The sequence below is a fragment of the Blautia difficilis genome, from assembly GCF_014297245.1.
Lineage (GTDB): Bacteria > Bacillota > Clostridia > Lachnospirales > Lachnospiraceae > Blautia_A > Blautia_A difficilis.
Genome location: NZ_JACOQG010000023.1, coordinates 29,538 through 54,078 on the forward strand (window position 1 = coordinate 29,538; position 24,541 = coordinate 54,078).

At 48.4% G+C, this 24,541-nt stretch carries 19 protein-coding genes and 2 pseudogenes; 17 read left to right on the forward strand and 4 right to left on the reverse strand.

Features of this window, described 5'->3' with window-relative positions:
• Nucleotides 1–25 precede the first annotated feature (25 nt).
• The 8 genes from H8Z82_RS12780 (at nucleotide 26) to H8Z82_RS12815 (ending at nucleotide 9,999) form a co-directional block, all read left to right on the forward strand.
• Entirely contained in the window at nucleotides 26–1,147 is a 1,122-nt protein-coding gene (locus H8Z82_RS12780) for a cobalt-precorrin 5A hydrolase (RefSeq protein WP_186995324.1), read from the forward strand.
• Nucleotides 1,140–1,871, forward strand: coding sequence for a precorrin-3B C(17)-methyltransferase (gene cobJ, locus H8Z82_RS12785; protein WP_026648590.1), 732 nt, complete (start codon nucleotides 1,140–1,142; stop codon nucleotides 1,869–1,871). Before H8Z82_RS12780 ends, cobJ begins: the two co-directional genes overlap by 8 nt.
• A complete protein-coding gene (gene cobK, locus H8Z82_RS12790) occupies nucleotides 1,864–3,915 on the forward strand; it encodes a precorrin-6A reductase (RefSeq protein WP_186995325.1) in 2,052 nt (683 codons plus the stop codon). Before cobJ ends, cobK begins: the two co-directional genes overlap by 8 nt.
• Before the next feature lie 100 nt (nucleotides 3,916–4,015).
• Nucleotides 4,016–5,410 carry a cobyrinate a,c-diamide synthase gene (locus H8Z82_RS12795; protein WP_186995326.1) on the forward strand — a complete coding sequence of 465 codons (1,395 nt, stop codon included), beginning with the start codon at nucleotides 4,016–4,018 and terminating at the stop codon, nucleotides 5,408–5,410.
• A gap of 4 nt (nucleotides 5,411–5,414) precedes the next feature.
• A complete protein-coding gene (gene cbiB, locus H8Z82_RS12800; RefSeq protein ID WP_186995327.1) occupies nucleotides 5,415–6,392 on the forward strand; it encodes an adenosylcobinamide-phosphate synthase CbiB in 978 nt (325 codons plus the stop codon).
• A gap of 129 nt (nucleotides 6,393–6,521) precedes the next feature.
• Entirely contained in the window at nucleotides 6,522–7,565 is a 1,044-nt protein-coding gene (locus tag H8Z82_RS12805; RefSeq protein WP_186995328.1) for a pyridoxal phosphate-dependent aminotransferase, read from the forward strand.
• A gap of 189 nt (nucleotides 7,566–7,754) precedes the next feature.
• The gene (locus H8Z82_RS12810; protein ID WP_118587899.1) at nucleotides 7,755–9,263 is read left to right on the forward strand and encodes a cobyric acid synthase; all 1,509 of its coding nucleotides are present in this window, start codon (nucleotides 7,755–7,757) and stop codon (nucleotides 9,261–9,263) included.
• A 91-nt stretch (nucleotides 9,264–9,354) separates the two neighbouring features.
• Nucleotides 9,355–9,999, forward strand: coding sequence for a precorrin-8X methylmutase (locus tag H8Z82_RS12815; protein ID WP_186995329.1), 645 nt, complete (start codon nucleotides 9,355–9,357; stop codon nucleotides 9,997–9,999).
• Here H8Z82_RS12815 and pdxR read toward each other — a convergent pair whose 3' ends face one another.
• A complete protein-coding gene (pdxR, locus tag H8Z82_RS12820) occupies nucleotides 10,000–11,325 on the reverse strand; it encodes a MocR-like pyridoxine biosynthesis transcription factor PdxR (protein ID WP_186995330.1) in 1,326 nt (441 codons plus the stop codon).
• Between the two features lie 163 nt (nucleotides 11,326–11,488).
• Here pdxR and H8Z82_RS12825 point away from each other — a divergent pair, with 163 nt between their 5' ends.
• The 5 genes from H8Z82_RS12825 (at nucleotide 11,489) to H8Z82_RS12845 (ending at nucleotide 15,296) form a co-directional block, all read left to right on the forward strand.
• Nucleotides 11,489–12,358, forward strand: coding sequence for a pyridoxamine kinase (locus H8Z82_RS12825; protein ID WP_186995331.1), 870 nt, complete (start codon nucleotides 11,489–11,491; stop codon nucleotides 12,356–12,358).
• Between the two features lie 227 nt (nucleotides 12,359–12,585).
• Nucleotides 12,586–13,122, forward strand: a complete 537-nt coding sequence (locus H8Z82_RS12830) for a TIGR04002 family protein (RefSeq protein WP_186995332.1) — start codon at nucleotides 12,586–12,588, stop codon at nucleotides 13,120–13,122.
• 39 nt (nucleotides 13,123–13,161) lie between these two features.
• Entirely contained in the window at nucleotides 13,162–13,767 is a 606-nt protein-coding gene (locus H8Z82_RS12835; protein WP_186995333.1) for a TIGR04100 family radical SAM protein, read from the forward strand.
• Nucleotides 13,768–13,978: 211 nt separating this feature from the next.
• Complete coding sequence (locus tag H8Z82_RS12840) at nucleotides 13,979–14,284, forward strand: autorepressor SdpR family transcription factor (protein WP_207724674.1); 306 nt, start codon at nucleotides 13,979–13,981, stop codon at nucleotides 14,282–14,284.
• Nucleotides 14,268–15,296, forward strand: coding sequence for an SdpI family protein (locus H8Z82_RS12845; RefSeq protein ID WP_186995334.1), 1,029 nt, complete (start codon nucleotides 14,268–14,270; stop codon nucleotides 15,294–15,296). Before H8Z82_RS12840 ends, H8Z82_RS12845 begins: the two co-directional genes overlap by 17 nt.
• Nucleotides 15,297–15,356: 60 nt before the next feature.
• On the opposite strand, the gene H8Z82_RS12850 is transcribed toward H8Z82_RS12845, so the two are convergent.
• The 3 genes from H8Z82_RS12850 to H8Z82_RS12860 form a co-directional block, all read right to left on the reverse strand.
• Entirely contained in the window at nucleotides 15,357–15,650 is a 294-nt protein-coding gene (locus H8Z82_RS12850; RefSeq protein WP_207724676.1) for a hypothetical protein, read from the reverse strand.
• A gap of 247 nt (nucleotides 15,651–15,897) precedes the next feature.
• Nucleotides 15,898–22,305 carry an InlB B-repeat-containing protein gene (locus H8Z82_RS12855; protein WP_186995335.1) on the reverse strand — a complete coding sequence of 2,136 codons (6,408 nt, stop codon included), beginning with the start codon at nucleotides 22,303–22,305 and terminating at the stop codon, nucleotides 15,898–15,900.
• Complete coding sequence (locus H8Z82_RS12860) at nucleotides 22,302–22,550, reverse strand: glycosyltransferase (protein ID WP_243101718.1); 249 nt, start codon at nucleotides 22,548–22,550, stop codon at nucleotides 22,302–22,304. Before H8Z82_RS12860 ends, H8Z82_RS12855 begins: the two co-directional genes overlap by 4 nt.
• Before the next feature lie 403 nt (nucleotides 22,551–22,953).
• On the opposite strand from H8Z82_RS12860, the pseudogene H8Z82_RS18060 reads away from it, so the two are divergent.
• From H8Z82_RS18060 to H8Z82_RS12880, 4 genes and pseudogenes are all read left to right on the forward strand, one after another.
• Nucleotides 22,954–23,367 (forward strand): annotated as a pseudogene (locus H8Z82_RS18060) (recombinase zinc beta ribbon domain-containing protein); the annotation flags it as partial.
• A pseudogene (locus H8Z82_RS18065) lies at nucleotides 23,365–23,556 on the forward strand (TnpV protein); the annotation flags it as partial. The pseudogenes H8Z82_RS18060 and H8Z82_RS18065, both read left to right, overlap by 3 nt.
• 165 nt (nucleotides 23,557–23,721) lie before the next feature.
• A complete protein-coding gene (locus tag H8Z82_RS12875; protein WP_019161272.1) occupies nucleotides 23,722–23,937 on the forward strand; it encodes a helix-turn-helix transcriptional regulator in 216 nt (71 codons plus the stop codon).
• Nucleotides 23,924–24,367 carry a hypothetical protein gene (locus H8Z82_RS12880; protein ID WP_055153924.1) on the forward strand — a complete coding sequence of 148 codons (444 nt, stop codon included), beginning with the start codon at nucleotides 23,924–23,926 and terminating at the stop codon, nucleotides 24,365–24,367. The genes H8Z82_RS12875 and H8Z82_RS12880 overlap by 14 nt, the downstream gene beginning before the upstream one ends.
• The last annotated feature ends 174 nt before the right edge of the window (nucleotides 24,368–24,541 follow it).

Sequence of the window (24,541 nt, forward strand, 5' to 3'; positions counted from 1 at the left end):
CAGGAGAAAGAGAAGGAATATAACAGTGAAGGTTGCACTTATATGCTTCAGCCTTACCGGACAGCAGACCGGGGAGAGATTATGCAGGGGGCTGCAGGCGGCCGGGCTGACAGCAGAACTGGATAAAAAAAGTAAATATCTTCCGGATTCTATTCAGATCAGCACCTCTGCATGGGCAGGAGAGAAATTTCTTGTTTCAGATGCACTGATCTTTATCGGTGCCACCGGAATTGCCGTCCGCAGCATTGCGCCTTATGTAGCGTCAAAGAAGTCAGACCCTGCGGTGCTGGTCGTAGATGAGTGTGGAAAGTTTGTCATTTCCCTTCTGTCAGGACATCTGGGCGGTGCCAACGAACTGGCGCTAAAAACAGCAGAAATTCTGGATGCTATACCAGTGGTCACAACAGCCACAGACCTGCATCGTCGTTTTGCAGTAGATGTTTTTGCAAAGAAAAACAATTGCAATATTTTTAACATGAAAGCAGCAAAGGAAGTCTCTGCTGCACTTCTGGCAGGAAAGAAAGTTGGATTTTACAGTGAGTTTCCGACGGACGGCGAACTGCCAGAGGGGCTGATCCGGTGTGACGAATATGGGAATCCTGTCAACAGTACGGATGACAGATCAGAAGAGGAAACACAGAAAAGCTCTGATTTTGATGGAACAGGGACAGACTGTACGAATATAGACTGCGGAGTTGCAGTTACTGTACATACTTCCTGTAATCCTTTTATTTCTACCACACAGGTAGTTCCGAAATGTCTGACTCTGGGTATGGGCTGCAGGAAAGACAAGGATGCCCGTGGAATCGCAGAGGCAGCGCAGAAGGTGCTGGACAGATCCGGATTTCATAAAGAAGCATTTGAGCAAATCGCAAGCATCGATCTGAAGAAAGAAGAAAAGGGAATCCTGTCATTGTCACAGGACTGGCAGATTCCTTTTGTGACTTATACAGAAGAAGAATTAAAACAGGTGCCTGGAGAATTTACTCCCTCACCTTTTGTAAAAAAGATCACAGGTGTGGACAATGTCTGTGAGAGAAGTGCAGTCCTTGCCAGTGGAAATGGCAGGCTGCTGCAGAGAAAAACAGGAGAAAATGGTGTGACCACAGCAGTGGCTGCCAGGGAATGGAGGATACATTTTGAGTAAAATATATGTAATCGGAATCGGACCGGGAGCTTATGACCAGATGACAGGAAAAGCGATCCGCGCCATGAATGAAAGTGATGCAATCATCGGATATACCGTATATGTAGACCTGGTGAAGGAATATTTTCCGGGAAAAGAATTTATGACTACACCAATGAAAAAGGAAGTGGACCGTTGTGTACTTGCTTTTGAAGAGGCAAAGAAAGGTAAGACTGTTTCCATGATCTGCAGCGGTGATGCAGGAGTTTACGGTATGGCAGGTCTGATGTATGAGGTTGGTGTCAATTATCCGGAAACAGAACTGGAGATCATTCCGGGTGTGACAGCTGCAACAGGCGGAGCTGCTGTTCTGGGTGCACCTCTGATCCATGACTTCTGTCTGATCAGCTTAAGTGACCTTCTTACACCATGGGAAAAGATAGAGGCAAGACTTCTGGCAGCAGCTCAGGCAGATTTTGTTGTATGCCTTTACAATCCGTCAAGTAAAAAACGTCATGATTACCTGCAGAAAGCCTGTGATCTGATGATGAAATACAAATCACCGGATACCATCTGCGGAACAGTTTCCAATATCGCAAGAGACGGCCAGGAAGCTCATGTAATGACATTAAAAGAACTGAGAGATACACAGGTGGATATGTTTACCACAGTATTTATCGGTAATTCTCAGACAAAGGAAATCAACAATAAGATGGTAACACCGAGGGGATATAGGAATGTATAAAGTTCTTGTTTTTGCGGGAACAACAGAAGGATACGAGATCTGCCGGTTTCTGGCAGATCATAAGATAGAGACAAAGGGATTTGTTGCCACAGAATATGGCAGCAAATCTCTTACAGAAAGTGAATTCCTCACTGTGCAGACCGGAAGACTGGATGCAGCGGCCATGGAGGAGACCTTTTTACAGGAGAAACCGGAAATGGTGCTGGATGCCACTCATCCTTATGCTGCTGAGGTGACTGTAAATATCAGGACAGCCTGTGAGAATACGCAGACAGCATATTACAGGGTGCTGAGAGAAGCAGGAGAACATGAGGACAGGGCAGTATATGTGGACAGTGTTCAGGCTGCTGCAGATTATCTGGATCAGACCCAGGGAAATGTATTGCTGACAACAGGAAGCAAGGAGCTGGCCGGCTTTACAGGCATGAAGGATTATCAGAACCGTCTTTATGCAAGAGTCCTTTCTCTGCCCAATGTGATGAAAGCCTGTGCAGAGCTGGGATTTGAGGGTAAACATCTGATAGGAATGCAGGGACCTTTTTCCAGAGAACTGAATGCTGCAATGCTCAGACAGTATGACTGCAGATATCTGGTCACAAAGGATACAGGAAAAGCAGGTGGATTTCAGGATAAGATCGATGCTGCCCTGGAATGTGATGCAGTTCCTGTGATCATCGGGCGTCCTCTGAAGGAGGAAGGAATGTCTGTGAGAGAATGTAAGAGATTTCTTACAGAACATTTCAGCTTAGCCCACAGACCGCATATTACATTGCTGGGAATTGGAATGGGAAGTCAAAAACTTCTCACTGTCCAGGGTAAGAACAGCCTGGATCAGGCGGATCTTCTGATCGGTGCCAGGAGGATGGTGGATTCTGTGAAACGTCCGGGACAGGATGTGTTCGTGGAATACAGAAGCCAGGAGATCAGGGATTACATTGATGCACATCCGGAGTATGACAATATTGTAATCGTTCTTTCAGGAGATGTGGGCTTCTACAGCGGAGCCAGAAAACTTCTGGAAGTACTGTGTCAGGACAGTGCGGATCTGAGAGTACAGAGAAAGAACGGATTAGAGAAGAGTGAGGAAGAACGGGATAGTTCAGCACAAAATAATACAGAGATAGAGATTCAGTGCGGGATTTCCTCAGTTGTATATTTTATGTCCCAAATAGGATTATCCTGGGATGATGCCAAAATTGTCAGTGCACATGGAAGAGGATGTAATCTTATCTCACATATCTGTTATGCAGAGAAAGTTTTTTCCATACTTGGGACTTCAGACGGTGTAGCAGTTCTGGCAGAGAAACTGGTAAAATACGGGATGGGTGATGTGCTCCTGTATGTGGGAGAGAATCTGTCCTATGAAAATGAGAAGATTTTTGTAAAACCAGCCAGCGAACTGACAGAATATAAGGGGGATCCCTTATCTGTCATCTGTGCAGTAAATGAAAATGCAGGAACACGGCTGGAGACACATGGAATCAGAGATGAGGAATTTATCAGAGGCAAAGCACCCATGACAAAGGAAGAGGTGCGCACGGTATCCCTTTCCAAACTGCGTCTGACCGCTGATTCTGTCTGCTATGATGTGGGCGCAGGAACAGGTTCACTGTCAATAGAGATGGCACTTCGTGCTCATCAGGGACAGGTATGGGCAATCGAGAAAAAGGAAGACGCAGTGGAACTGATCCACCGGAATAAGGTGAAATTTGCAGCTGACAATCTGGAGATTGTGGAAGGACTTGCACCGGAGGCGCTGAAAGATCTTCCGGCACCAACCCATGCTTTTATCGGAGGCTCGTCAGGAAATCTGAAAGAGATCGTGAAGCTGTTACTTGAAAAGAACCCTCAGGTCCGGATCGTAATCAACTGTATCACTCTTGAAACTGTGTCCGAAGCATTGGAAACAGCGAAAGAGTTTGGATTTGAAGAAAATGAGATCGTGCAGCTAAGTGCGGCACGTTCAAAGGCAATCGGACGTTATCATATGATGATGGGCGAGAATCCCATTTATATTATCACACTTCAGAATCCGGGAAAATAACAAATTATGCAGATATCAGGGAATACAGATTAACAGTTAATAGATAGAAATGTCCTGAAATTGTTGCAAAAATATAAGACAGAAACAGAGGAGAACAGGGATGGATATTCCAAGAATACTTCTTGCGGCAGGAGCCAGCGGCAGTGGCAAAACTCTGATTACCTGCGGACTTCTGCAGGCACTGGTCAATCGAAAAATGAAAGTGGCATCTTTTAAATGCGGACCGGATTATATAGATTCCATGTTTCATTCCAGAGTCATCGGGACGAAATCCCGAAATCTGGATACCTTTTTTACAGATGCCGAGACAACCCGATACCTGCTTGGAAAAAATGCAGCAGACTGTGATATTGCAGTAATGGAAGGTGTTATGGGCTATTATGACGGCGTGGGTGGAATATCCACGAAAGCAAGCGCCTATGACCTGGCAGATACCACAGATACTCCGGTCATACTTGTGGTAAACAGCAGAGGAATGAGTATTTCCCTGGCAGCTTACATCAAAGGTTTTATGGAGTACAAAGAGAACAGCCATATCAAAGGCGTGATCTTTAACCAGATGTCTCCCATGCTTTATCCCAGAATGAAGAAGCTGGTGGAAGAACAGCTAGGGGTGGAGGTTCTTGGATATGTGCCAAAGGTGGAGGACTGTGTGATCGAGAGCCGTCATCTGGGCCTTGTGCTTCCTGAGGAGATTTCTGATCTGAGGGAACGCCTGCAGAAGCTGGCCGGAATATTGGAAGATACACTGGAGATTGACAGGATTCTTGCACTTGCCCAAAATGCAGAGGAGCTGCAAGTGCCGGAATCTCTGATACAGAAAGACAGGACATATGGATATTGTCTGCCACAGAAACTGCGTATCGGAGTGGCAAAGGATGAAGCCTTTTGTTTCTTTTATGAGGACAATTTTCGTCTCCTTCAGGAAATGGGAGCAGAGCTGGTTGATTTCTCGCCAGTTCATGATGAACATCTTCCTGCAGATCTGGATGGGATTCTTCTCTATGGCGGTTATCCGGAATTAAATGGAGAGGCACTGGAACGCAATGCCTCCATGAAAGAGGAGATTGCACAGGCAGTTAAACAGGGTATGCCATGTATGGCAGAATGCGGAGGCTTTATGTATCTTCATGAGCAGATGGAGGATATGGATGGAGTGTTCCACAAAACCTGCGGAGTGATCCCCGGAAAATGTTTCCGCACTCCCAGACTGACCAGATTTGGATATATCACATTAACCGCCGGGAAATCTGTTTTTGGCAGAAGTGCAGAGGAGATCGGTGAGATTCCGGCTCATGAATTCCACTATTTTGATTCTGAGAACTGCGGAAGTGATTTCCATGCAGCGAAGCCTATGAGTAAAAGAGGCTGGGACTGTATGCACAGCAGCAGTAACCTGCTGGCAGGATATCCTCATATCTATTATTATGGAAATCCCCAGATTCCCAGGGCTTTTCTCATGAAATGTCTGGAATATCATAACAAGGAGTTTTAAAAATATGTTATATTACAGTATGCCTGCCCTTGCTGCAGGCTTCATACTTGATCTTATGATAGGAGATCCCAGATGGCTGTATCATCCGGTATGTCTGATCGGAAACCTGATCGCATTTCTGGAAAAAATACTTCGGAAGATTTTTCCGAAAACAGATAAGGGGGAACTGGCTGCAGGTACAGTGGAAGTGATCCTTGTCTGTCTGTTAAGCGGAGGAATCCCTTTTCTAATCCTGCATATTCTTTACGGGATTTCAGTATGGGCGGGATTCGCACTGGAGACCTTCTGGTGCTATCAGCTTCTGGCAACGAAATCTCTGAAAACAGAGAGCATGAAAGTCTATGACAGACTGAAAAACGGAACTCTGGATGAGGCCCGTTATGCAGTATCTATGATCGTAGGCCGTGATACCCAGTCACTGACAGAGGAAGGTGTTACAAAGGCGGCAGTAGAGACTGTGGCAGAGAATGCTTCAGACGGTGTTATAGCACCGATGCTTTATATGGCAATCGGCGGAGTGTGGCTGATGTTCCTTTACAAAGGAATCAATACCATGGATTCCATGCTGGGTTATAAGAATGATAAATATCTGTATTTTGGCCGTTGCGCTGCAAAGCTGGATGATGTGGCTAATTATATTCCTGCCAGACTTTCCGGCTGGCTGATGGTGGCAGCCTCTGCATTTGTAAAAATGGATGTGAAAAATGCAGCAAAGATCTACCGCAGAGACAGAAGAAATCATGCCAGCCCCAATTCTGCACAGACAGAGGCAGCAATGGCAGGTGCGCTGGACATACAGCTTGCAGGCAATGCTTACTATTTCGGAAAGCTTTATGAGAAACCAACCATCGGAGATGGAATCCGATCTGTGGAGGTGGAGGATATCAGACGATCCAACCGCCTGCTTTATGCAACAGCGATCCTGGGGGCTGTGATATTCTTTCTGATCGGAAGCGCGGTGCGTATCTATTTCTTTTTATAATTCCGGTAACAGTGTGCTGATAAGTTGATTTTTGTAATAATCTTGCAGGATAACAACTTGTTGGTTCAATAGCGGATTGCGAATATCCGCTTGACTATAAAACATGTATAGTAAGACAGGAGACAACTGATGACAAAACATATACATGGCGGTGATGTTTATAAATATGATCACTGTCTGGATTTCTCTGCAAACTGTAACCCTCTGGGAACACCGCAGAGTGTAAAGCAGGCGATCATAGACAGTGTGGAGGACCTGAGTGATTATCCCCGTGTAGGATGCGGACCTCTGAAAGAGGCAATCGCAGCTTATGAACATACAAAAAAAGAATATCTGATCTGCGGAAATGGAGCCGCAGACCTTATTTTTTCCCTCAGTAGGGCATTGAATCCAAAGAAGGCCCTTCTTCCTGCCCCTACCTTTGCGGAGTATGAACAGGCACTGGTCAGTGTTGGCTGTGAGATCAGCAGATATTATCTGAAAGAGGAAAATGATTTCTGTATACAGGAAGATTATCCGGATGTTTTGAAAAAAGAAAAGCCGGATATTATTTTCCTGTGTAATCCCAATAATCCCACAGGGATCACCATACCCCAGGATCTTCTGGAAAAAATCCTGGAAACCTGTTCCATACAGGGAATATTTATGGTAGTAGATGAGTGCTTCCTGGATTTTGTAAAAGATCCGGATAAACATACGCTGAAGGAAAAACTGGAAAAATATCCGGGACTTTTTATTCTTAAGGCATTTACTAAAAGATATGCGATTCCCGGTGTGCGGCTGGGCTATGGATTCTGTTCGGACAGGGAAGTACTTGACCGGATGGAGGCAGTCACCCAGCCCTGGAATGTGTCTACCATGGCACAGCAGGCAGGAATGGCAGCACTGAAGGAAGCAGAATATGTGGAAGCAGGACGTCAGATCATTTTCCGGGAATCTGCATGGATGAAGGAAAAGATGAGACAGGTTGGGCTGACGGTATATCCTTCTGAAGCAAATTATATATTCTTTTACGGACCTGAGGATCTCTTTGAAAGATGCGTTGCAAAGGGAATCCTGATCCGGGACTGCAGTAACTATCCGGGGCTGAAAAAAGGATATTACCGTGTGGCAGTGAAGCTGCATGAACAGAATAAAAAGCTAATAGAGGTACTGGAAGAAGTGCTTTTATAAGTATTTAACCGAATCAAGTAAGTCCCCTGCTTCAATTGCGAAAAGCAATAAGCAGTGGGTGGGGACTTGCTTGTATCAGGAGGAGTGCAAGCTCCTTCTGATAAACTGCGGAGCAGTTATTCGTTTATGAGCAAGTAGCGAAGCGGATTGCGAATATCCGCTTGATCAGGAGAAAAGGGGAAACAAAGAATGGCAAAAGCGATTATGGTGCAGGGGACAATGTCCAATGCAGGAAAAAGCCTTCTGGCAGCAGGGCTTTGCAGGATTTTTAAACAGGATGGATACAGGGTGGCACCCTTTAAATCCCAGAATATGGCACTGAACTCTTTTATTACAGAAGAGGGGCTGGAGATGGGCAGAGCTCAGGTGATGCAGGCGGAGGCAGCCGGAATTAAGCCTTCTGTGCTGATGAACCCCATTCTTCTGAAGCCTACCAATGATGTAGGTTCCCAGGTGATCGTAAACGGAGAAGTCCTGGGAACCATGAGTGCCAGAGACTATTTTAAATATAAGAAAAAGCTGGTGCCGGATATTATGAAAGCTTATGATAAACTGGCATCAGAAAATGATATCATTGTGATCGAGGGGGCCGGAAGCCCGGCGGAGATTAATCTGAAAACAGAAGATATCGTAAATATGGGAATGGCAAAGATGGCAAAGGCACCGGTGCTTCTGGTGGGAGATATTGACAGAGGTGGTGTTTTTGCACAGCTGATCGGTACAGTGGAGCTTCTGGAAGAGGATGAAAGAGAGATGGTAAAGGGTCTGATCATCAACAAATTCCGCGGCGACAAGACGATCCTTGATCCGGGAGTGCAGATGCTGGAGGAGAGAAGCCATATCCCTGTAGTGGGAGTGGCTCCGTATCTGGATATTCAGGTGGAGGATGAGGACAGCCTCACAGAAAGATTTGACAGAAAACAGGAAGTGGATCTTATTGATATTGCGGTGATTCGGGTGCCAAGGATCTCCAATTTCACAGATTTTAATCCACTGGAAAGTATTCCGGGCGTTTCCCTGAGATATGTACAGCATGTCAGTGAACTGAAAAATCCGGATATGATCATCCTTCCAGGAACAAAAAATACAATGGAAGATCTGCTGTGGATGCGGGCTAATGGTCTGGAAGCTGCAGTTTTGAAGGAAGCTGCAAAGGGTAAGATTATCTTTGGAATCTGTGGCGGTTATCAGATGCTGGGTGAGACCTTAAGTGACCCTCATCATGTAGAAGCCGGAGGAACCATCAAAGGAATGGGACTGCTTCCTATGGATACTGTTTTTGCAGAAAAGAAAACCAGAACCAGAGTTTTCGGCAGATTCATGGAACTGGAGGGAGAGCTGCAGGCACTTTCCGGCGCAGAACTGGAGGGTTACGAGATCCATATGGGAGAAACTGTGTTAAAAAGTGAAGCCGGACACAGTGTATCCATTGAAGATCAGGTATCAGGAGAGCGTAAGGAAGACGGTGCATACTGTAAAAATGTCTGCGGAACCTATGTCCATGGAGTTTTTGACAGGGAAGATGTGGCAGAGGCTGTTGTACGTGTTCTGGGTGAAAAAAAGGGAATCGATGTATCTCAGATGACAGGAATTGATTTTGCAGCATTTAAAGAAACCCAGTATGATATCCTGGCAGCAGAACTGAGGAAGCATCTGGATATGAAGAAAATCTATGAAATTCTGGAGCAGGGAATCTGATCCGAAACTGTATGGTGAAAATCCAGATAAACCAATGAGTGATAGATGTAACTATTGTATACGGGAATTTATGGAATTTGGGAGATAAGGAATGAAAGTAGAACTGGAAAATGTAAAACCAATGGATATAGAGAAACGCAGCTTTGAGATCATCACAGAGGAACTTGGAGATAAAAAGCTGGTTCCCGGAACAGAGCTGATCGTAAAAAGATGTATTCACACAAGCGCAGACTTTGATTATGCAGAGAATCTCTGTTTCTCTGAGAATGCAGTTGAGAAAGCAATTGCTGCTATCAAAGACGGTGCCTGCATTGTGACAGATACACACATGGCAGAGTCCGGGATCAACAAGAGAGTCCTTTCCCGCTACGGCGGAGAAGTATTCTGCTTTATCTCTGACGAGGACGTAGCTGCCACAGCCAAAGCCAACGGAACCACAAGAGCTACAGCCAGCATGGATAAGGCTGCTGCCATGGGAAGGAAGCTGATCTTTGCCATCGGAAATGCCCCCACTGCGTTGGTACGTCTCTATGAACTGATTGAGGATGGCAAGCTGGATCCTGAGCTGATCATCGGTGTGCCGGTAGGCTTTGTAAATGTGGTCCAGTCCAAGGAACTGATCATGCAGGCAGACGTACCTTATATTGTAGCCAGAGGAAGAAAGGGCGGAAGCAATGTTGCCGCATGTATCTGTAATGCATTGCTTTATATGATTGATAATAACAGAGGATACTAATTAATTCTGTATCTGACTGATATCTTTTAACAGCTTGCATGCCGGGACGAAATCTGCCACAGACATGGAGGAGCAGGAGAGAATCAGGGTAATCTTACCGGGAGCCTCTCTCAGAAGCTGCAGGCGCAGACCATTGGTCTGTGCCTTTTTTTGAAGCTCCTGCCAGGTAAGAGTTGTGGACAGAGTCAGGGCCAGGCTGGTACCTGCGGCTCCGGTCTGGATCTGTGCATCTTTTCCAAATACTTCCCGCACAGCACTGCGGAGTGCTTTCAGCTTCACAGAATACAGACGTTTCAGCTTACGGGTCTGTGCTGCCAGGTGACCATCCCGGATAAACTGGCACAGAGCAATCTGCTCTGCCTTTGATGCTGTCTGATTATATTGGTCTGCCTTTTTTCTGTACAATACAGACAGCTCCGGAGGAAGGACCATAAAGCTGATACGGATGGAGGGCAGCAGAAGTCTGGAAAAGGTTCCCAGATACACCACATTCTGACCGCCTGCCAGACCAAAAAGAGAAGGGGTAGGCTTCTGCAGATACACAAATTCATTTTCAAAATCATCCTCAATGACCAGACTGCCATGTGCAGCAGAGTAATTCACCAGCTCCAGGCGTCTGGAAACAGGCATAATATCACCCCATTTTGTCATATGTGCAGGGGAAACATAAATAATATCACAGTCCTTATTCCTGTAATCTACCTGAAATCCATAGTCATGAAATACAGTGCTTCCTTGTACAAAAGAAGGATTGGGGAAAGAAACGGTCCGACGTTGTCCAAGGAGCGGGCAGAGGATGTGCAAAAGACTTTGGATACCTGCACCGATCACAATATCCTCCCTACTGCACAGCACGTTTCGACGTTCTCTCACATAATCGGCAAGTGTATCTCTCAGGTCAGCCTCACCCTGAGGCTCTCCATAAGACAGTAATCTTTCATCCTGGCGGAGAGCGCTTTTGATATAACGTCTCCACAGGTCAAAACGGAAACTCTCCCGATCTACTCCTGAAGAAGCAAAATCAAACCGGCAAGGTGTTTGAGCATGTTTCTCTGTTTTTCTGACAGATGTGTGTTGTCTGTCAGCTATATCTGTCACATAGTATCCGCTCTGGGCTTTGGAAATAATATATCCCTCCGCAGCCAGCTGCAGATAGGCATTTTCAATGGTAGTGCGGCTCAGCTTCAGTTCCTGTGAACATTTTCGGAGGGAGGGCATCCTGCTTCCGGGCGGGAGCTTTTTCTCCATGATCAGTTCCCTGTAATAGTGGAACACCTCCAGATACAGGTGCTCCTTTTTTTTATTCTTATCTAAAATCAATTCCATATGTAAAACTCCGATCCTTCAAACATGCTGATGGCATTCTTGAATTGCTATAGGGTTAAAAATAAACTGACCCTTAAAAAAACATTAAATCTGGCTATATTCATATATCCACTGTGATGCTATATTAATACAAAGCATAAAAGAAAGCAAGAGGAATAAAAAATTGAAAAAAATTGCAGTAATTCATGATCTGTCCGGTCTGGGGAAATGCTCTCTTACAGCAGCGATTCCTGTAATTTCCGCCATGGGAGTCCAGGCTTGTCCGCTGCCCACCGCAATACTGAGTAATCAGACAGGATATGGATCTTATTTCTGGGATGATTATACAGACCGGATGGAGCTGATCATGGATGAGTGGAAAAAAACGGGATTTACACCGGATGGTGTTTATACAGGATTTCTGGGAGACGCCAGACAGGTGGATCTGATCCTGAAATTTGTAGATATGTTCTGTACAGAGGGAACACATATCCTGGTTGATCCGGTTATGGGAGACAGAGGGGAAACATACAAAACCTATTCAGAGACTCTCTGTGAAAAAATGCGGACTCTGGTCAGAGAAGCTACAGTGATTACGCCGAACCTGACAGAGGCACTTCTTCTTCTGTATGGAGAAGAGGGGATGAAAGAAAGAATGAAAGCACTTTCTGATATGGAAGAAACACAGCTGCTTAAGGAAATTGAAAAATCTGGAAGAGATCTGACTCAGCGTTTTGGGTTGGAAGCAATTGTGATCACAGGAGTGGAGGGGTCCGGCAGTGACGGCAGAGCACGAATGGGAAATCTGGTTCTGGAGAAAGAAAAAGCAGACTGGTGTTTTTCTGTAAAAGAGGGCGGCAGTTATTCCGGAACAGGAGATCTTCTGGCATCTGTACTGAGTGCGGGAATGGTGAGAGGGATTCCCATGAAAGCATGTGTGGAGAAGGCTGTTGAATTTCTGGGCGGAGCTATTCACGATGCAGTGGAAGAAGGAACTGACAGAAATGACGGAGTCTGCTTTGAAAAATATCTGGGGATACTGACACAGATATAAGACAGGAAATCATAGTACATCGAAAATTAAGTTTCTGCTATATTGACGCAGGATGATTTCTTCATCTGCAAGGCGGAGGAATGAGGCGTAGCGGTGGCTACGGCGATTGACGACAACGCCGCAGATGAAAAATCAGACAAGTCAATATAGCAGTTACTTAATATTCGATGTACTAGATACCAAATGCCGGACAGTTAAGTAAAATATATAACAGGAGGGACCATATTATGTCTGAATTAACAGCAAAAGAAAACATCAAAGCAGCCGATACAGTGAAAAGGATCACAGCCACAGCGGTAATGGCAGCGTTGACTACTTTAATGACAGCTTATATCTTCCATATTCCGGTAGGAGTGAACGGAGGATATGTACATCTGGGTGACACTATGATCTATCTGGCAGCAGCATTTCTGCCACTACCTTACGCATGTGCGGCAGGAGCGATCGGAGGTGGCCTGGCAGATCTTCTGACAGCGCCTGTATGGGCGCCTGCAACTATAATTATCAAAATGCTGATCTGCCTTCCGTTTTCTTCTAAAGGAACAAAGCTGGTCACAAAGAGAAATGTAGTTGCATTATTCCTTGCATTCGCTATCTCAGCAACAGGATACTATATTGCAGAAGGAATTATGTTTGGATTTACAGCATCCTTCTTTACTTCTGTCAGCGGAAGTGTTGTACAGTCAGGTGGAAGTGCCATTATGTTTGTGATCATCGGTACTGCGCTTGATAAAATCGGATTTAAGACTAACATTGCAAAATAATACGAAAAATAACTGAAGTTAAAATGAGGAAAATGTAAAATGACAACAGATATCATATACAGATATAAAAACCAGGTATATTTTAACATTACCAATAAATGTCCATGCAGATGCACTTTCTGCATCCGAAATACAGAGGATGCCATCGGTGAGGCATCCAATCTCTGGTTTGAACAGGAACCTGCATTGGAAGAGATTTACAAAGCCATTGATGAGTTTGATTTTTCAGACTGTAATGAAGTGGTTTTTTGCGGATACGGAGAACCGACCATGGCTCTTGAAAATCTTATAGCAGTGAGCAAATATATCAGGGAAAGATACACATTCCGGATCAGGCTGAATACCAACGGTTTATCTGATCTGATCCACAAACGTTCGACTGCAAAAGAAATCTGTCAGGCTGTAGACAGTATATCCATCAGCCTGAATATGCCGGACGCAGCTTCCTACAATGAAGTAGTCCGTCCTGAATACGGCGAGAAGTCCTTTGACGCCATGCTGAAATTTGCAAGAGACTGTAAGCAGTATCTTGATGATGTACGCTTCACAGTTGTAGATGTGATCGGCGAGGAAAAAGTAGAGCAGAGTAAAATCCTGGCTGCTCAGAATGGGATTCCGTTAAGAGTGAGAAAATATTCACCGTGATACAGAATAGAAAAATTCTGTTTTTGGCTTTTGAATTTGTCTGAAAACTACAGCAGTCATGCACCTTACCGTGCGTGGCTGCTTATTTTTTTGCCGAATCAAGGAAGTGGTTTTCTGCGAAGGCTGCAAAAGTAATAAGCAGTAGGAGACTGCACTTGACATATGAAGGTTCTTATACTATATTATATTTAACAATTAGGTTAAATGTTAAATGAAAGGCTGTGATGAACTATTGGGATTACAGGATACATTGAAAGCACTGGCGGATCCAATACGACGTGAGATTCTAAATTTGTTAAAGGGCGGACGGCTTTCAGCAGGAGAGATATGTGAACATTTTTCGGTGACGGGGGCGTCCATATCCAGACATCTGGCAATATTAAAGGATGCTGAGCTGATCAGGAGCAAAAGGGAAGGAAAATTTATTTATTATGAAATAAATACTTCTGTATTGGAAGATGTTATGTTGTGGATCACAGACTTAAAGGGGGTATCGAATCATGAAGGAAATGATTAAAAAATATAAAGGTACATTGATCTGTTCTGTACTGGTAATGCTTGCAGGAATTTTGGTGGGTTTTACGATGGCGCAGAGCATATGGATAAACGTGTTTTTTGTAGTGACAGATTGTATGTTGGTGACAATCATCTTTTATGATAACAGGAACAGACAGCAGAGCAGCAAGGTTATAGGGATGGTCATATGGATAATACCTGTTACCACATTAATCTATAATGGTATGGCAAGACTGATCAGTATGGATGCGGATAGTGAGAATTTGTTTATGGCAGTAATTTACTTTGGAACAGGATTACTGTTTATGATCATAGGAAATTATTTGCCGAAGGTGAAACAGAATAACACTATAGGGATCAGGGTTGTATGGACACTGCAGGATGAAGAAAACTGGAGTGCAACTCATAGATTCAGTGGAAAATTATGGGTGGCATCAGGTGTCTTATGTATGCTTTGCGGCCTTTTTGGAGAAAGCATTGCTGCTTTGGTTTTGTATATTGTGAGCATTATGGCTGCTGCAATTGTCAGCATTCTTTATTCTTATCTTTTTTATAAGAAAAAAATGGCAGCCGGAGAAAAATTAAAAATCCAGTATAACAAGAAGACAATCGTGATATATGTAATCGTATCAGTTTTTGTCGTAATATTTACTATATGGACTTTGTTCTGGGGTGGTATTGATATCAGTTTCCATGATAATGATTTTACTGTTGAGGCACAGGGATGGAGTGATTATACAGTGGATTATGAGCAGATTGACAGTATCTCATACAAAGAAAATTTATTTCAAAATGGGAATGATCGCAGAACAAATGGTATGGGAAACCTGAAGTATGGTATGGGAAATTTCAGAAATGATATTTATGGAGATTATATCCGCTACACCAATGCATCCTGCCACTCATATGTAGTTATGGATATAGGCGGAAAAATATTGGTGGTAAATGGCGCAGATGACTCAGAAACAAAGAGAATCTATGATACGCTCATAGAGAAATGTCAGATGAATTAGTGTGTGTTTAATTATAAAAAAGACCTTTTTGTATGTATGGCTGGTGCTGTAAGAGTACAGTTACGATGCGTGACAGGGCTGCGCGGTCGCGGGAGCGTCCAGCTCTGTCATGGCGCGGCGCACCGCAAGCTGCTCCAGCGTCCTGCCAAGGTCCTTTTCGCCGGAAAACACGCTTGTCACGCGATAGAGGGTCTTGCCGATCCTGACCTCCTTATAAGAGGCGACCGGCTCTTTGGATGTTTTTGTTCGGTGTTGCGGTCGAATCCAAACGGAGAGCGGCGGGGAGCGGCAGCCCACGGCGAAGAAGTGCGGCGGCAAGCCGCAACAGCGACACCTCCCGTACTCTTTTGTCATAGACTGATTTCCTTTCTGCTCAAATCGGATAGAAATGGCGAAAGGCGGTTGTTCAAAAGAGCAACCGCCTTTCCTGACGAATGAAACCGAAAAGGGGCGCGGGGCTATTTGCCCGCGCCCCTAAAGGTGAGCCTGTTTACTTTTCGATGATTTGCAGCGCTTCTTCCTCACGCCGCCGCCTGATCTGCCATGTGGTCAGCGCAAGGCATCCGGCAAGAGATGTACAGAGGGAGATCTCCCACAAGCCTTACACGCTGCTGTCGCCGGTCTTTGGGATTTGCAGCCGCTTCGGGTCGATCCAGCCCATCAGACCGCCGGGAGCCTTGCCCTGCACCAGCTTATACTTCTCAATGAAGCGGTGGAGCATGGCGGCGATCTCAGCGCGGGTCGCCGTGCCCTGCGGGTCAAGCAGATTGCCGGATTTTCCCTTCACAAGGCCGCTGCCGACCGCCCATTGCATCGCCGTCTTTGCGTAATCCGTGATCTTGTCCGCGTCCTTGAACTTGTCCAGATCTCCCTTGACGGTCAGATCGTAGCCCTTGTAGTCTACGTAGCGGTAGAAGATGGCTGTAAGCTGTTCGCGGGTGATGGGATCGTCCGGGCCAAACTTGTCTTTGCCGTAGCCCGCGAAAATGCCGTTCTCCGCCGTCCATGTGATCGCGTCAGCGTACCACTTTCCGGCCTCCACATCGGTAAAGCTGTTTTTGCCCTTCGGTACGGGGCTGCCCTCCATGCGCCAGAGAATGGTCGCCATCATGCCGCGCATCACCGTCCCATGCGGACTGAACAGGGTCTTGCTCGTACCGAGCATCAATCCGTTTTCGTAGACGAACATCACATCGCCGTAGAACCAGTCCTTTTCAGAAATATCGGTAAAGGGATTCACGTCTGTGCCCGGATTTTCGTCCACGCGCCAGCCTGCATACACGGTCATATCCTTCGTCAGATAAACACCGGAAACCTTGTTCGTCAGGCTGCGTTCGCTGTACCAGCCGATAAAGGCATGTCCACGCCAGGTCGGGACGTACTTTGTCAGGTCAATGTAGGTATTGTACGTTCCCTGCACGCTGGGAATATCACTGCCGCCGCCTGTTTCAAAGCGCAGCGTGTAGTAGGTGACGGGTGGATTGTAGCCGCCGCCACCGCCGCCGGTGTAGGTCCAGTGGGCGTAGACGGTGGCATTTGCATGGAATACGGTATCCGTCGTGATCTTTGTTCCGCCGCTCTTTTCGGTGTACCAGCCGTAGAAGCTGTAACTGCCGCTTCGGGAGGCGCTGGGCAGAGAGGTCAGCTTCCGATCGGTGGTGGTCATGCTGCCGACAGAGGGCGTACCGCCGTTGCCGTCAAAGGTGACGATGAACTCGGTGGGAGCAGGAGGTGCGTCCTCCTCGAAGATGGCCTTGATCTCCACATTGGTGTCCGGCATGATGAACTTATTGTCCTTGATGGTCATGCCGCCGCTCATGACCTGCCACTCCTTAAAGTGGTAGCCGGTGTTGGGCGTAGCGGTCAGGATGATCTCTGTGCCGACAATAGCTTTTGCATAAGAGGCGGAAGCTGTGCCGTTTTCATCCGTTTTCACGGTGATGGTGAACTCGGTGGGAGCAGGAGGTGCGTCCTCCTCGAAGATGGCCTTGATCTCCACATTGGTGTCCGGCATGAGGAACTTGTCGTCTTTGATGGTCACGCCGCCGTTGATGACCTGCCACTCCTTAAAGTGGTAGCCGGTGTTGGGCGTAGCGGTCAGGATGATCTCTGTGCCGACAATAGCTTTTGCATAAGAGGCGGAAGCTGTGCCGTTTTCATCCGTTTTCACGGTGATGGTGAACTCGGTGGGAGCAGGAGGTGCGTCCTCCTCAAAAATTGCTTTGATCTCCACGTTGTCGTTCGGCATGAGGAACTTGTCGTCTTTGATGGTCACGCCACCGTTGATGACCTCCCACTCCTTGAAGTGGTAGCCGGTGTTGGGCGTAGCGGTCAGGGTGATTTCCGTGCCGGCCGCAGCCTTTGCATGAGAGGCGGAAGCCGTGCCGTTTCCGTCATTACTGACGGTGACGGTGTAGGTGGTGGGGGTAATAACGCTGTTTTCCCACAGCGCCTTGATTTCGGTATCCACGAGCACGGTGTAGGAATCTCCCACCTTGTACTCCGTGCCGCCGATTTCCCAAGCCTTGAACTCCTGATCGGCGGGAGCAGTGAAGCCGCAGGCGGGCAGGATGTAAATTGTCCCTGCATTGACGGTCACGGAATCCATGCTGCCGCTGCCGCCGCTTGCGTTGAAGGTGATCGTACAATCCGCAAGCGGCGTACCCTCACCCACTGTGACATCCGCATCGGGGCTGGCAAAGTGGTTGTGATCCTCCGCATAGCGGACGAAATAATTGCCGGCAGGCAGGTTTTCAATCTCGATACCGGTGCAGGTGGTGTAGATAGTCTCGCTCTCCACACGGTATTCCATCGTTGCATCCACGCCGGTGATCTTGCCGTCGCTGCCGCCCTCGGTAGTGGGCGCGACACCGATCAAGCCGTTAGGCGCTTCCTGCGTGGCTTTGCCGATGCTCCACGCTGCGGTCACGGCCCCAGTGCTGCCGTCCGCCCATCTGCCGGTCTTGGATGTGACGCGAACGGTGTAATCGCCTGCGTCTGTGGCGGTGTTGCCTGCGATGTCCATTGTGGCGGGATTATAACCGCTCACGGTTGCGGTATGCTCGGAGCCATTGTAGGTGTAGGCTCCGGTGACGCTGATGCTGGGCTTGCCGGGATCGGTGGGTGCAGGCGGCGCGTCCTTCTCGAAGACAGCATTGACCTCCACATTGCTGTCCGGCATGAGGAACTTATTGTTCTCGATGGCCACGCCGCCGCTGATGACTTGCCACTCCTTGAAGTGGTAGCCCTTTTTGGGCATGGCGGTCAGGGTAATCTCCGTACCAGCCACGGCCAATAAGGGAGATGCGAAAGCTATTCCGTTGCCGTCTGTTTTCACGGTGACGGTATGCTTGGTGGGTGCAAAAGGTGAATCCTCCTCGAAGATAGCTTTGATCGCCACATTGCTGTCCGGCATGGTGAACTTGTTGTTGGTGATTACAAGTCCTGCCAGAGATTCGACCTGCCACTCCTTGAAGTGATAGCCGGTGTTTGGCGTGGCAGTCAGGGTGATTTCTGTGCCGGCCGCAGTCTTTGCAGGAGATGCGGAAGCCGTTCCGCCACCCTCTGTGGTCACGGTGACGGTATACTTGGTGGGTGCAGGAGGCGCGCCCTCCTCGAAGAATGCCTTGACCTCCACATTGGTGTCCGGCATGAGAAACTTATTGTTCTCGATGGCCACGCCGCCACTGATGACTTGCCACTCCTTGAAGTGGTAGCCCTCTTTGGGCATGGCGGTCAGGGTGATCTCCGTACCAGCCACGGCCAATAAGGGAGATGCGAAAGCTATTCCGTTGCCGTCCGTTTTCACGGTGACGGTATGCTTGGTGGGTGCAAAAGGTGAATCCTCCTCGAAGATAGCTTTGATCGCCACATTGCTGTCCGGCATGGTGAACTTGTTGTTGGTGATTACAAGTCCTGCCAGAGATTCGACCTGCCACTCCTTGAAGTGATAGCCGGTGTTTGGCGTGGCAGTCAGGGTGATTTCTGTGCCGGCCGCAGTCTTTGCAGGAGATGCGGAAGCCGTTCCGCCGCCCGCTGTGGTGACGGTGATGGTGTGCTCGGCGGCGGGGGCGTTGGTTATCGTAATAGACAGTTCCTTCTTATCGTTGCCCACGCTGTTGAGAGCTCGAACGGTAAATTGGGCGGTCTGTTCCGCAGTGGGCGTGCCGCTGATCTCGCCGGTGGTTTGTTTCAGCGTCAAGCCATCGGGTAGCTCGCCACTGAAAAGCTCCCACAGAATGAAGCCTCCCCCGGTTGCCTGAAGCTGATGGTGGTACGGCGAGCCGACCGTGCCGCCGGGCAGCGTCGTGGTAGTAATCGCCGGCGCATCCTCCGAACCTAGGAGCTTCACCCGGATCGCGGCTGTTACCGCAGGCTCCGGCTGCTGATACTTGTGCTCGTCGTTAGCGTCGAATACCAGCGTACCGGGGATGGTCTGCCAAGCCGTGGACTGCGCGTCATAGGACGATTCCTCCCACGAAACCTCCATGCCAACCCTGAGCCCGTCGATAGCCTCGACGACCACAATTTCTGGCAGGTTAAGCCCTGCAAAGGTCGTGCCGAGTTTTTTCTCCGTAATGGGATCCGGCTCCTCGCAACGCTTGAAGGTATTTTTGATGACGTTGACCTTGATCGTGGTCTCCGCCGTCCTGTAGCCGTGCTGGTCAGTCGGCGTGAATACCACCGTCACAACGTTCTCGCCCAGCTCGTCAAACCATCTGGGCGTACCCTCCTTGAAGGAGAACGTGCCGGGGACGACGGTATCCGTTCCCTTGACCTTTGCCATGCCGTCCACAAGATCGGCGGTTTCCCCGCCTGTGGCTCCCATCTGGAAGCTCCTGTCGACGAACATGGTATTGTCGGGCTGCGCAAAATCGCCGTTCCTCCACCGGAATACGGGCGGCTGCGTTATCTCCGTCTCGGCCGGGTCTGCCTGCAGCGTGACCTTGATTACTCCTCTGAGGTCGGCGCCCTCGGGTACGATGTAATACTTCTCAAATTCGGCGCGGTTAACCTCGCCGTAGATGGTCTGCTCCTCATAAGAATTGGGGTCGTAGTTTGAATCGTCCCACTTGATGATGCCGGGCACATTGCCGTTCAGCCCGCTTCCCTCGTGGTTTGGTTCATCGGCCTCCGCGAAGAAATAGAACGCGTTCGGCAGACCGAGATCCTCAAAGGCTGTTCCAATCTTTTTATTGTCAATATACGATGTATTGGCTTGCCTGAATTTGCGGGGAATGACGTCCACGTTGACGGTACATTCCGCCGTGGTGTACTTCTGCAGGTCATCGGGTGTGAAGGTGACCTTGAGCGCTAGCGGTCCCACCTGAACAAGCCCGCCATCTCTCCGCCAGTAGCCGTATAATTCCTGCTCCTCGTTCAGAGTGAACACGCCGGGAACCGTTTCGCCATCTGCCGTGGCTTTTCCGCCGGAAAGATACTCGTCGGAAAAGGCGAGCTGGCAAAAATCGCCGCTGTATATCTGCCTGGAGTAGGTGGGCGGATCCAGCGTTGGCACAATGGGCTCGTCGCCAATGAGCGTGATTCTGGCAATGGCCTTGACCGTGCTTGTCGGCTCCAGCTCCTCCGCGTAGAAGCTCATTTCAACATGCAGCTGGCCGGTAATGATCTGCTCGCCAAGAGCGTTCGGGTCATAGGAGGAGCCGTCCCATGTCACGGGGATGTGACCGAAGGTCGCGCCGGTGTTGGTCTTTACCTCGACGAAGTGAGGAAGCCACAGATCCTCAAACGCCGTGCCCAACGGCTTGTCGGGGAGGACTTCCTCTGTGACACTTGTGATCGTGTGCTTAATCCCCGTCACGGTGACGATACATTCCGCCGTGGCGTATGTCTCCGTATCGTTGGGGGTAAAGAGGATTTCCATGCGGTTTTCGCCCGGGTCTACTACGCCGCCCCAATTGTGCTTGAAGCGGAACGAGCCGGGAACAACGATGTCCGTCCCCTCGACCTTTGCTTCGCCGCCTTCAAGATCTCCATCAAGGTACTGATCGCCGACATACCCCTCAGAGGGCAGCGTGGGCGGGGTGGTGATGACCGTTTTGGTGAGCTGCAAAAGTTCTCCGTAGGCCGTATGACAGGTTTCGCAAATGGCCTTCTCCGTGCTGGTGGCCTTGCCGCCGGAGCAGTTGCCTGTTTCGGTATGGCTGCTGTCCGTGATGCAGGTGCGTGTGTGCGTTCCGTTGCCGTTGGAGATCCATTCGCCCCAGTTATGATTGTGCACCTCCCATATGGCGTAGATGGTTTCGTTCAAAGACGGATGTACCATCAGGTAATTCCAATAATATCCCTCTTCGCGAAGATATCTCGGATTCTCATTCGGGCTATCCGCCCAACCCTTGAAGGTATACCCGTCACGGGTTGGAATTTTTTCTGATATGGGAATCCATACAGATAATTCCGAGCTGGTCTCGCTTTGACTTGGCGGCGCACCGCTGCCGCCGTTGGCATCGTAATGCAGCGTATAGGTGTATTGGGTGGCAGCGGGACGGGCTGCCCCGAGCAGAGGCATTGGCGTTTTTCCGTCCTTGGAATCGCAAATCTCACATACATAGGTGCAGGGCTTCCCCATGGAAGCCGGTGCATAGCCGCAATCCTTGTCATGCGCGTGCTTGCAGTCTGATGTTTGAAGGATACAGCCGCTTTCCTCGGTGCACGCGTGAACGCATTCCGTCGGTGCTGCGTTCTCTGCCTCCGATAAGCCGTCGGCATTCTCCGACACGCTTTCCGCCGTGTAGCATTCCGCCGTATGCGCATGGACGCACCGGGTTATTAGACTATGACATTCCTCCGTGTGTTCATGGGAACAGGGAATTTCCGCTGTCCCTTCGGTATAGCCGCAGGCCTCGTCATGCTCCGGGTGGTGTTCGCACAGACCGCCCGGGTTCGATGCACGTGCGCCGGTCTCTACCTCCGCCGCAAACGCGGTCGCCGGCAGCAGCGTCAGCACCATGCAGCAGACGAGCAGTATGCTGAGTATTCGTTTCTTCATTGGCTTTTCTCCTCCTGTTCGTATCGGGCGGGCTTGTTTGTCCCGCCTTTTTTCTGATTTTTCCTGTTTCTGAGCCGAATGCACAGCGCGGTGATCGCCGCCGCCGCGGCAAAGGAGACGACGGCCACCAGCACATAGCCGCCTGCGTCCTCCCGCAGCAGCCTCGTGCCGAACACGCCCCATGCGGCGGTCTGTCCCCGCACTATAAGTGCGTCCGCCGCCCCGGCAAGTGCCGTGAATAACATCAGGCAGAAAGCGGAGAGGCTTATTGCCTCGCGCCGCTGCCTCCGGCGGGTGTTTTCCCGCACCCGCTGCTTGACGAGTGCGACCCGTCTTGCAGGTATCGTACATATCGTTTGCCCCCCTTTCCGGTTTGTCTGGAATTGTGATAAAAACCCTTTCACTTATATAGGTACAAAAAATCGAAAAAACTCTCACCCAAAACGAAAAATTTTTCAAAAAATTTGAGAGCCGCCAAAAAGCAGCTCTCAGGGAGTAGATATTCGGTTATTTCCTCTGCGATAAGCGGAAAGCAGACAACCTTCCCACCGCCACCGGCAGCACCGGCAGGGCATAGGCGATATATTGCGCCGCGCCGCCATAGGCGATGAGCAGATTATAGATGGCGTGGAGGGTGATGGCCGCGCCCAGCAGACCTTTGACCTTGTGCAGAAAATCCGTGGGAATGTCAGACGCTACCCGGACGGCTGGGGCGAAGCAGCTCCCCTCACGGGCTTGCTCTATTGCGCCGATTGCGGCGGCAAGATGTATGTCCACCGCACCAACAACGGCAAGCGCATTTCTCAATACACCTGCTCACAGTACATCAAAGTTCCTTGCGGAACGCTCTGCAAGACCCAGCACCGTATCAATGAAGATGTGGTACTGTCCCTTGTTTCCGAAATGCTCAAAGCCATTGCCGAGTATGCAAAGTATGACCGAGCCGAGTTTGTCCGAGTGGTACAGGAAGTGCAGTCCAGCCAGCAGACAACAGAGGTTAAGAAACAGCGCACACGCCTTGCTGCCGCCAGACAGAGGGCTTCCGGGCTGGAAGTCCTGCTCTTTGAACATTGCGCCAAGATTGACGAAGCGACACGAAACCGCATGGAGCTGATCGTGCCGGAGCTGGCGAAGCGCAACGGCGTGACAGAGCAACTGAAAGCTGAAAATCAAATGGAATGGGTGCGGCAGATGAACGCTTGCAAGGCACAGGCAGAGGAGATTGTGAAGTTTGAGCTGATTTATGACTGATACTGAGAGCGCCCGGACGAAAAATGTTTGGGTGCTCTTACTGTATGAATAAATTGCAATTTTCCCATGATAAAGAAGTAAATGTTGTAAAGGAAACTTGACAAGAGATGCGTGTCATGCTATAGTAAGTTTGTAAAGGAAACTTGTCATACAAGGAGGCGTTTTTTGAAGAATAAAGTTGAGCAGTTACGAAAGGAGCGAGGATTAAATCAAGATGATTTTGCAAAAATGCTTCGTGTTTCAAGACAAACCATTAGTTCAATCGAAACAGGAAAGTATAATCCATCATTGGAATTAGCTTTTGCAATTTCAGACTTTTTTGGCAAACGGATTGAAGAAATCTTTTTCTATGAAAGAGGTGCAGAAAATGAAAAAGAGTAATTTGATAACCGGGATACTATATGTTCTTTTCGGTGTGGCTTGTTTGATTGTTGCGCTGTTGATTGAAACAAAGTTAGAGGGCATTTTATGGGGCTTTGCTGGCGCAGGTATCTTCCCCGGAATTATGATGATATGCAAATATTTTTATTGGAGTTCCCCCGAAAATAAAGAGCGATACGAAGAGCGTTTGGAGAACGAACGAATTGAACAGCATGACGAGTTGAAAACAAAAATCAGAGATAGAGCCGGAAGATATACTTACAGCTTAGGACTGCTGGTTGTTTGTTTCTCCATTTTGGTTTTCGGTATTCTCGGAGCATTGGAAGTCATTGATAATGCTCGCATGATTGTACTCTATCTCAGCGGATATTTACTGTTTCAAGTTATCGCAGGAATTGTCATTTTTAATAAGCTGATGAAAAAGTATTAAGGAAAAATCCCTTTAGGAACTAAAGGGCGCACTTCTATACAGGCAATTCCATCTACCTGTATCGTGCGACCTGCGGTGCCATTCCCAGTTTTGAAAAATCTCAAAATGGGAAATACAGCGAAATCAGAGATTTCGTACAAGGGGCTGTTTCCCCTTGCGGCACAGGTGCCTATC

Excerpts from the sequence above, each read along its gene's own strand:
- cobK (WP_186995325.1), top strand. The coding sequence starts at position 1,864 with ATGTATAAAGTTCTTGTTTTTGCGGGAACAACAGAAGGATACGAGATC.
- H8Z82_RS12795 (WP_186995326.1), top strand. The coding sequence starts at position 4,016 with ATGGATATTCCAAGAATACTTCTTGCGGCAGGAGCCAGCGGCAGTGGC.
- cbiB (WP_186995327.1), top strand. The coding sequence starts at position 5,415 with ATGTTATATTACAGTATGCCTGCCCTTGCTGCAGGCTTCATACTTGAT.
- H8Z82_RS12805 (WP_186995328.1), top strand. The coding sequence starts at position 6,522 with ATGACAAAACATATACATGGCGGTGATGTTTATAAATATGATCACTGT.
- H8Z82_RS12810 (WP_118587899.1), top strand. The coding sequence starts at position 7,755 with ATGGCAAAAGCGATTATGGTGCAGGGGACAATGTCCAATGCAGGAAAA.
- H8Z82_RS12815 (WP_186995329.1), top strand. The coding sequence starts at position 9,355 with ATGAAAGTAGAACTGGAAAATGTAAAACCAATGGATATAGAGAAACGC.
- pdxR (WP_186995330.1), bottom strand. The coding sequence starts at position 11,325 with ATGGAATTGATTTTAGATAAGAATAAAAAAAAGGAGCACCTGTATCTG.
- H8Z82_RS12830 (WP_186995332.1), top strand. The coding sequence starts at position 12,586 with ATGTCTGAATTAACAGCAAAAGAAAACATCAAAGCAGCCGATACAGTG.
- H8Z82_RS12835 (WP_186995333.1), top strand. The coding sequence starts at position 13,162 with ATGACAACAGATATCATATACAGATATAAAAACCAGGTATATTTTAAC.
- H8Z82_RS12840 (WP_207724674.1), top strand. The coding sequence starts at position 13,979 with ATGAAAGGCTGTGATGAACTATTGGGATTACAGGATACATTGAAAGCA.
- H8Z82_RS12845 (WP_186995334.1), top strand. The coding sequence starts at position 14,268 with ATGAAGGAAATGATTAAAAAATATAAAGGTACATTGATCTGTTCTGTA.
- H8Z82_RS12850 (WP_207724676.1), bottom strand. The coding sequence starts at position 15,650 with ATGACAAAAGAGTACGGGAGGTGTCGCTGTTGCGGCTTGCCGCCGCAC.
- H8Z82_RS12855 (WP_186995335.1), bottom strand. The coding sequence starts at position 22,305 with ATGAAGAAACGAATACTCAGCATACTGCTCGTCTGCTGCATGGTGCTG.
- H8Z82_RS12860 (WP_243101718.1), bottom strand. The coding sequence starts at position 22,550 with ATGTTATTCACGGCACTTGCCGGGGCGGCGGACGCACTTATAGTGCGG.
- H8Z82_RS12880 (WP_055153924.1), top strand. The coding sequence starts at position 23,924 with ATGAAAAAGAGTAATTTGATAACCGGGATACTATATGTTCTTTTCGGT.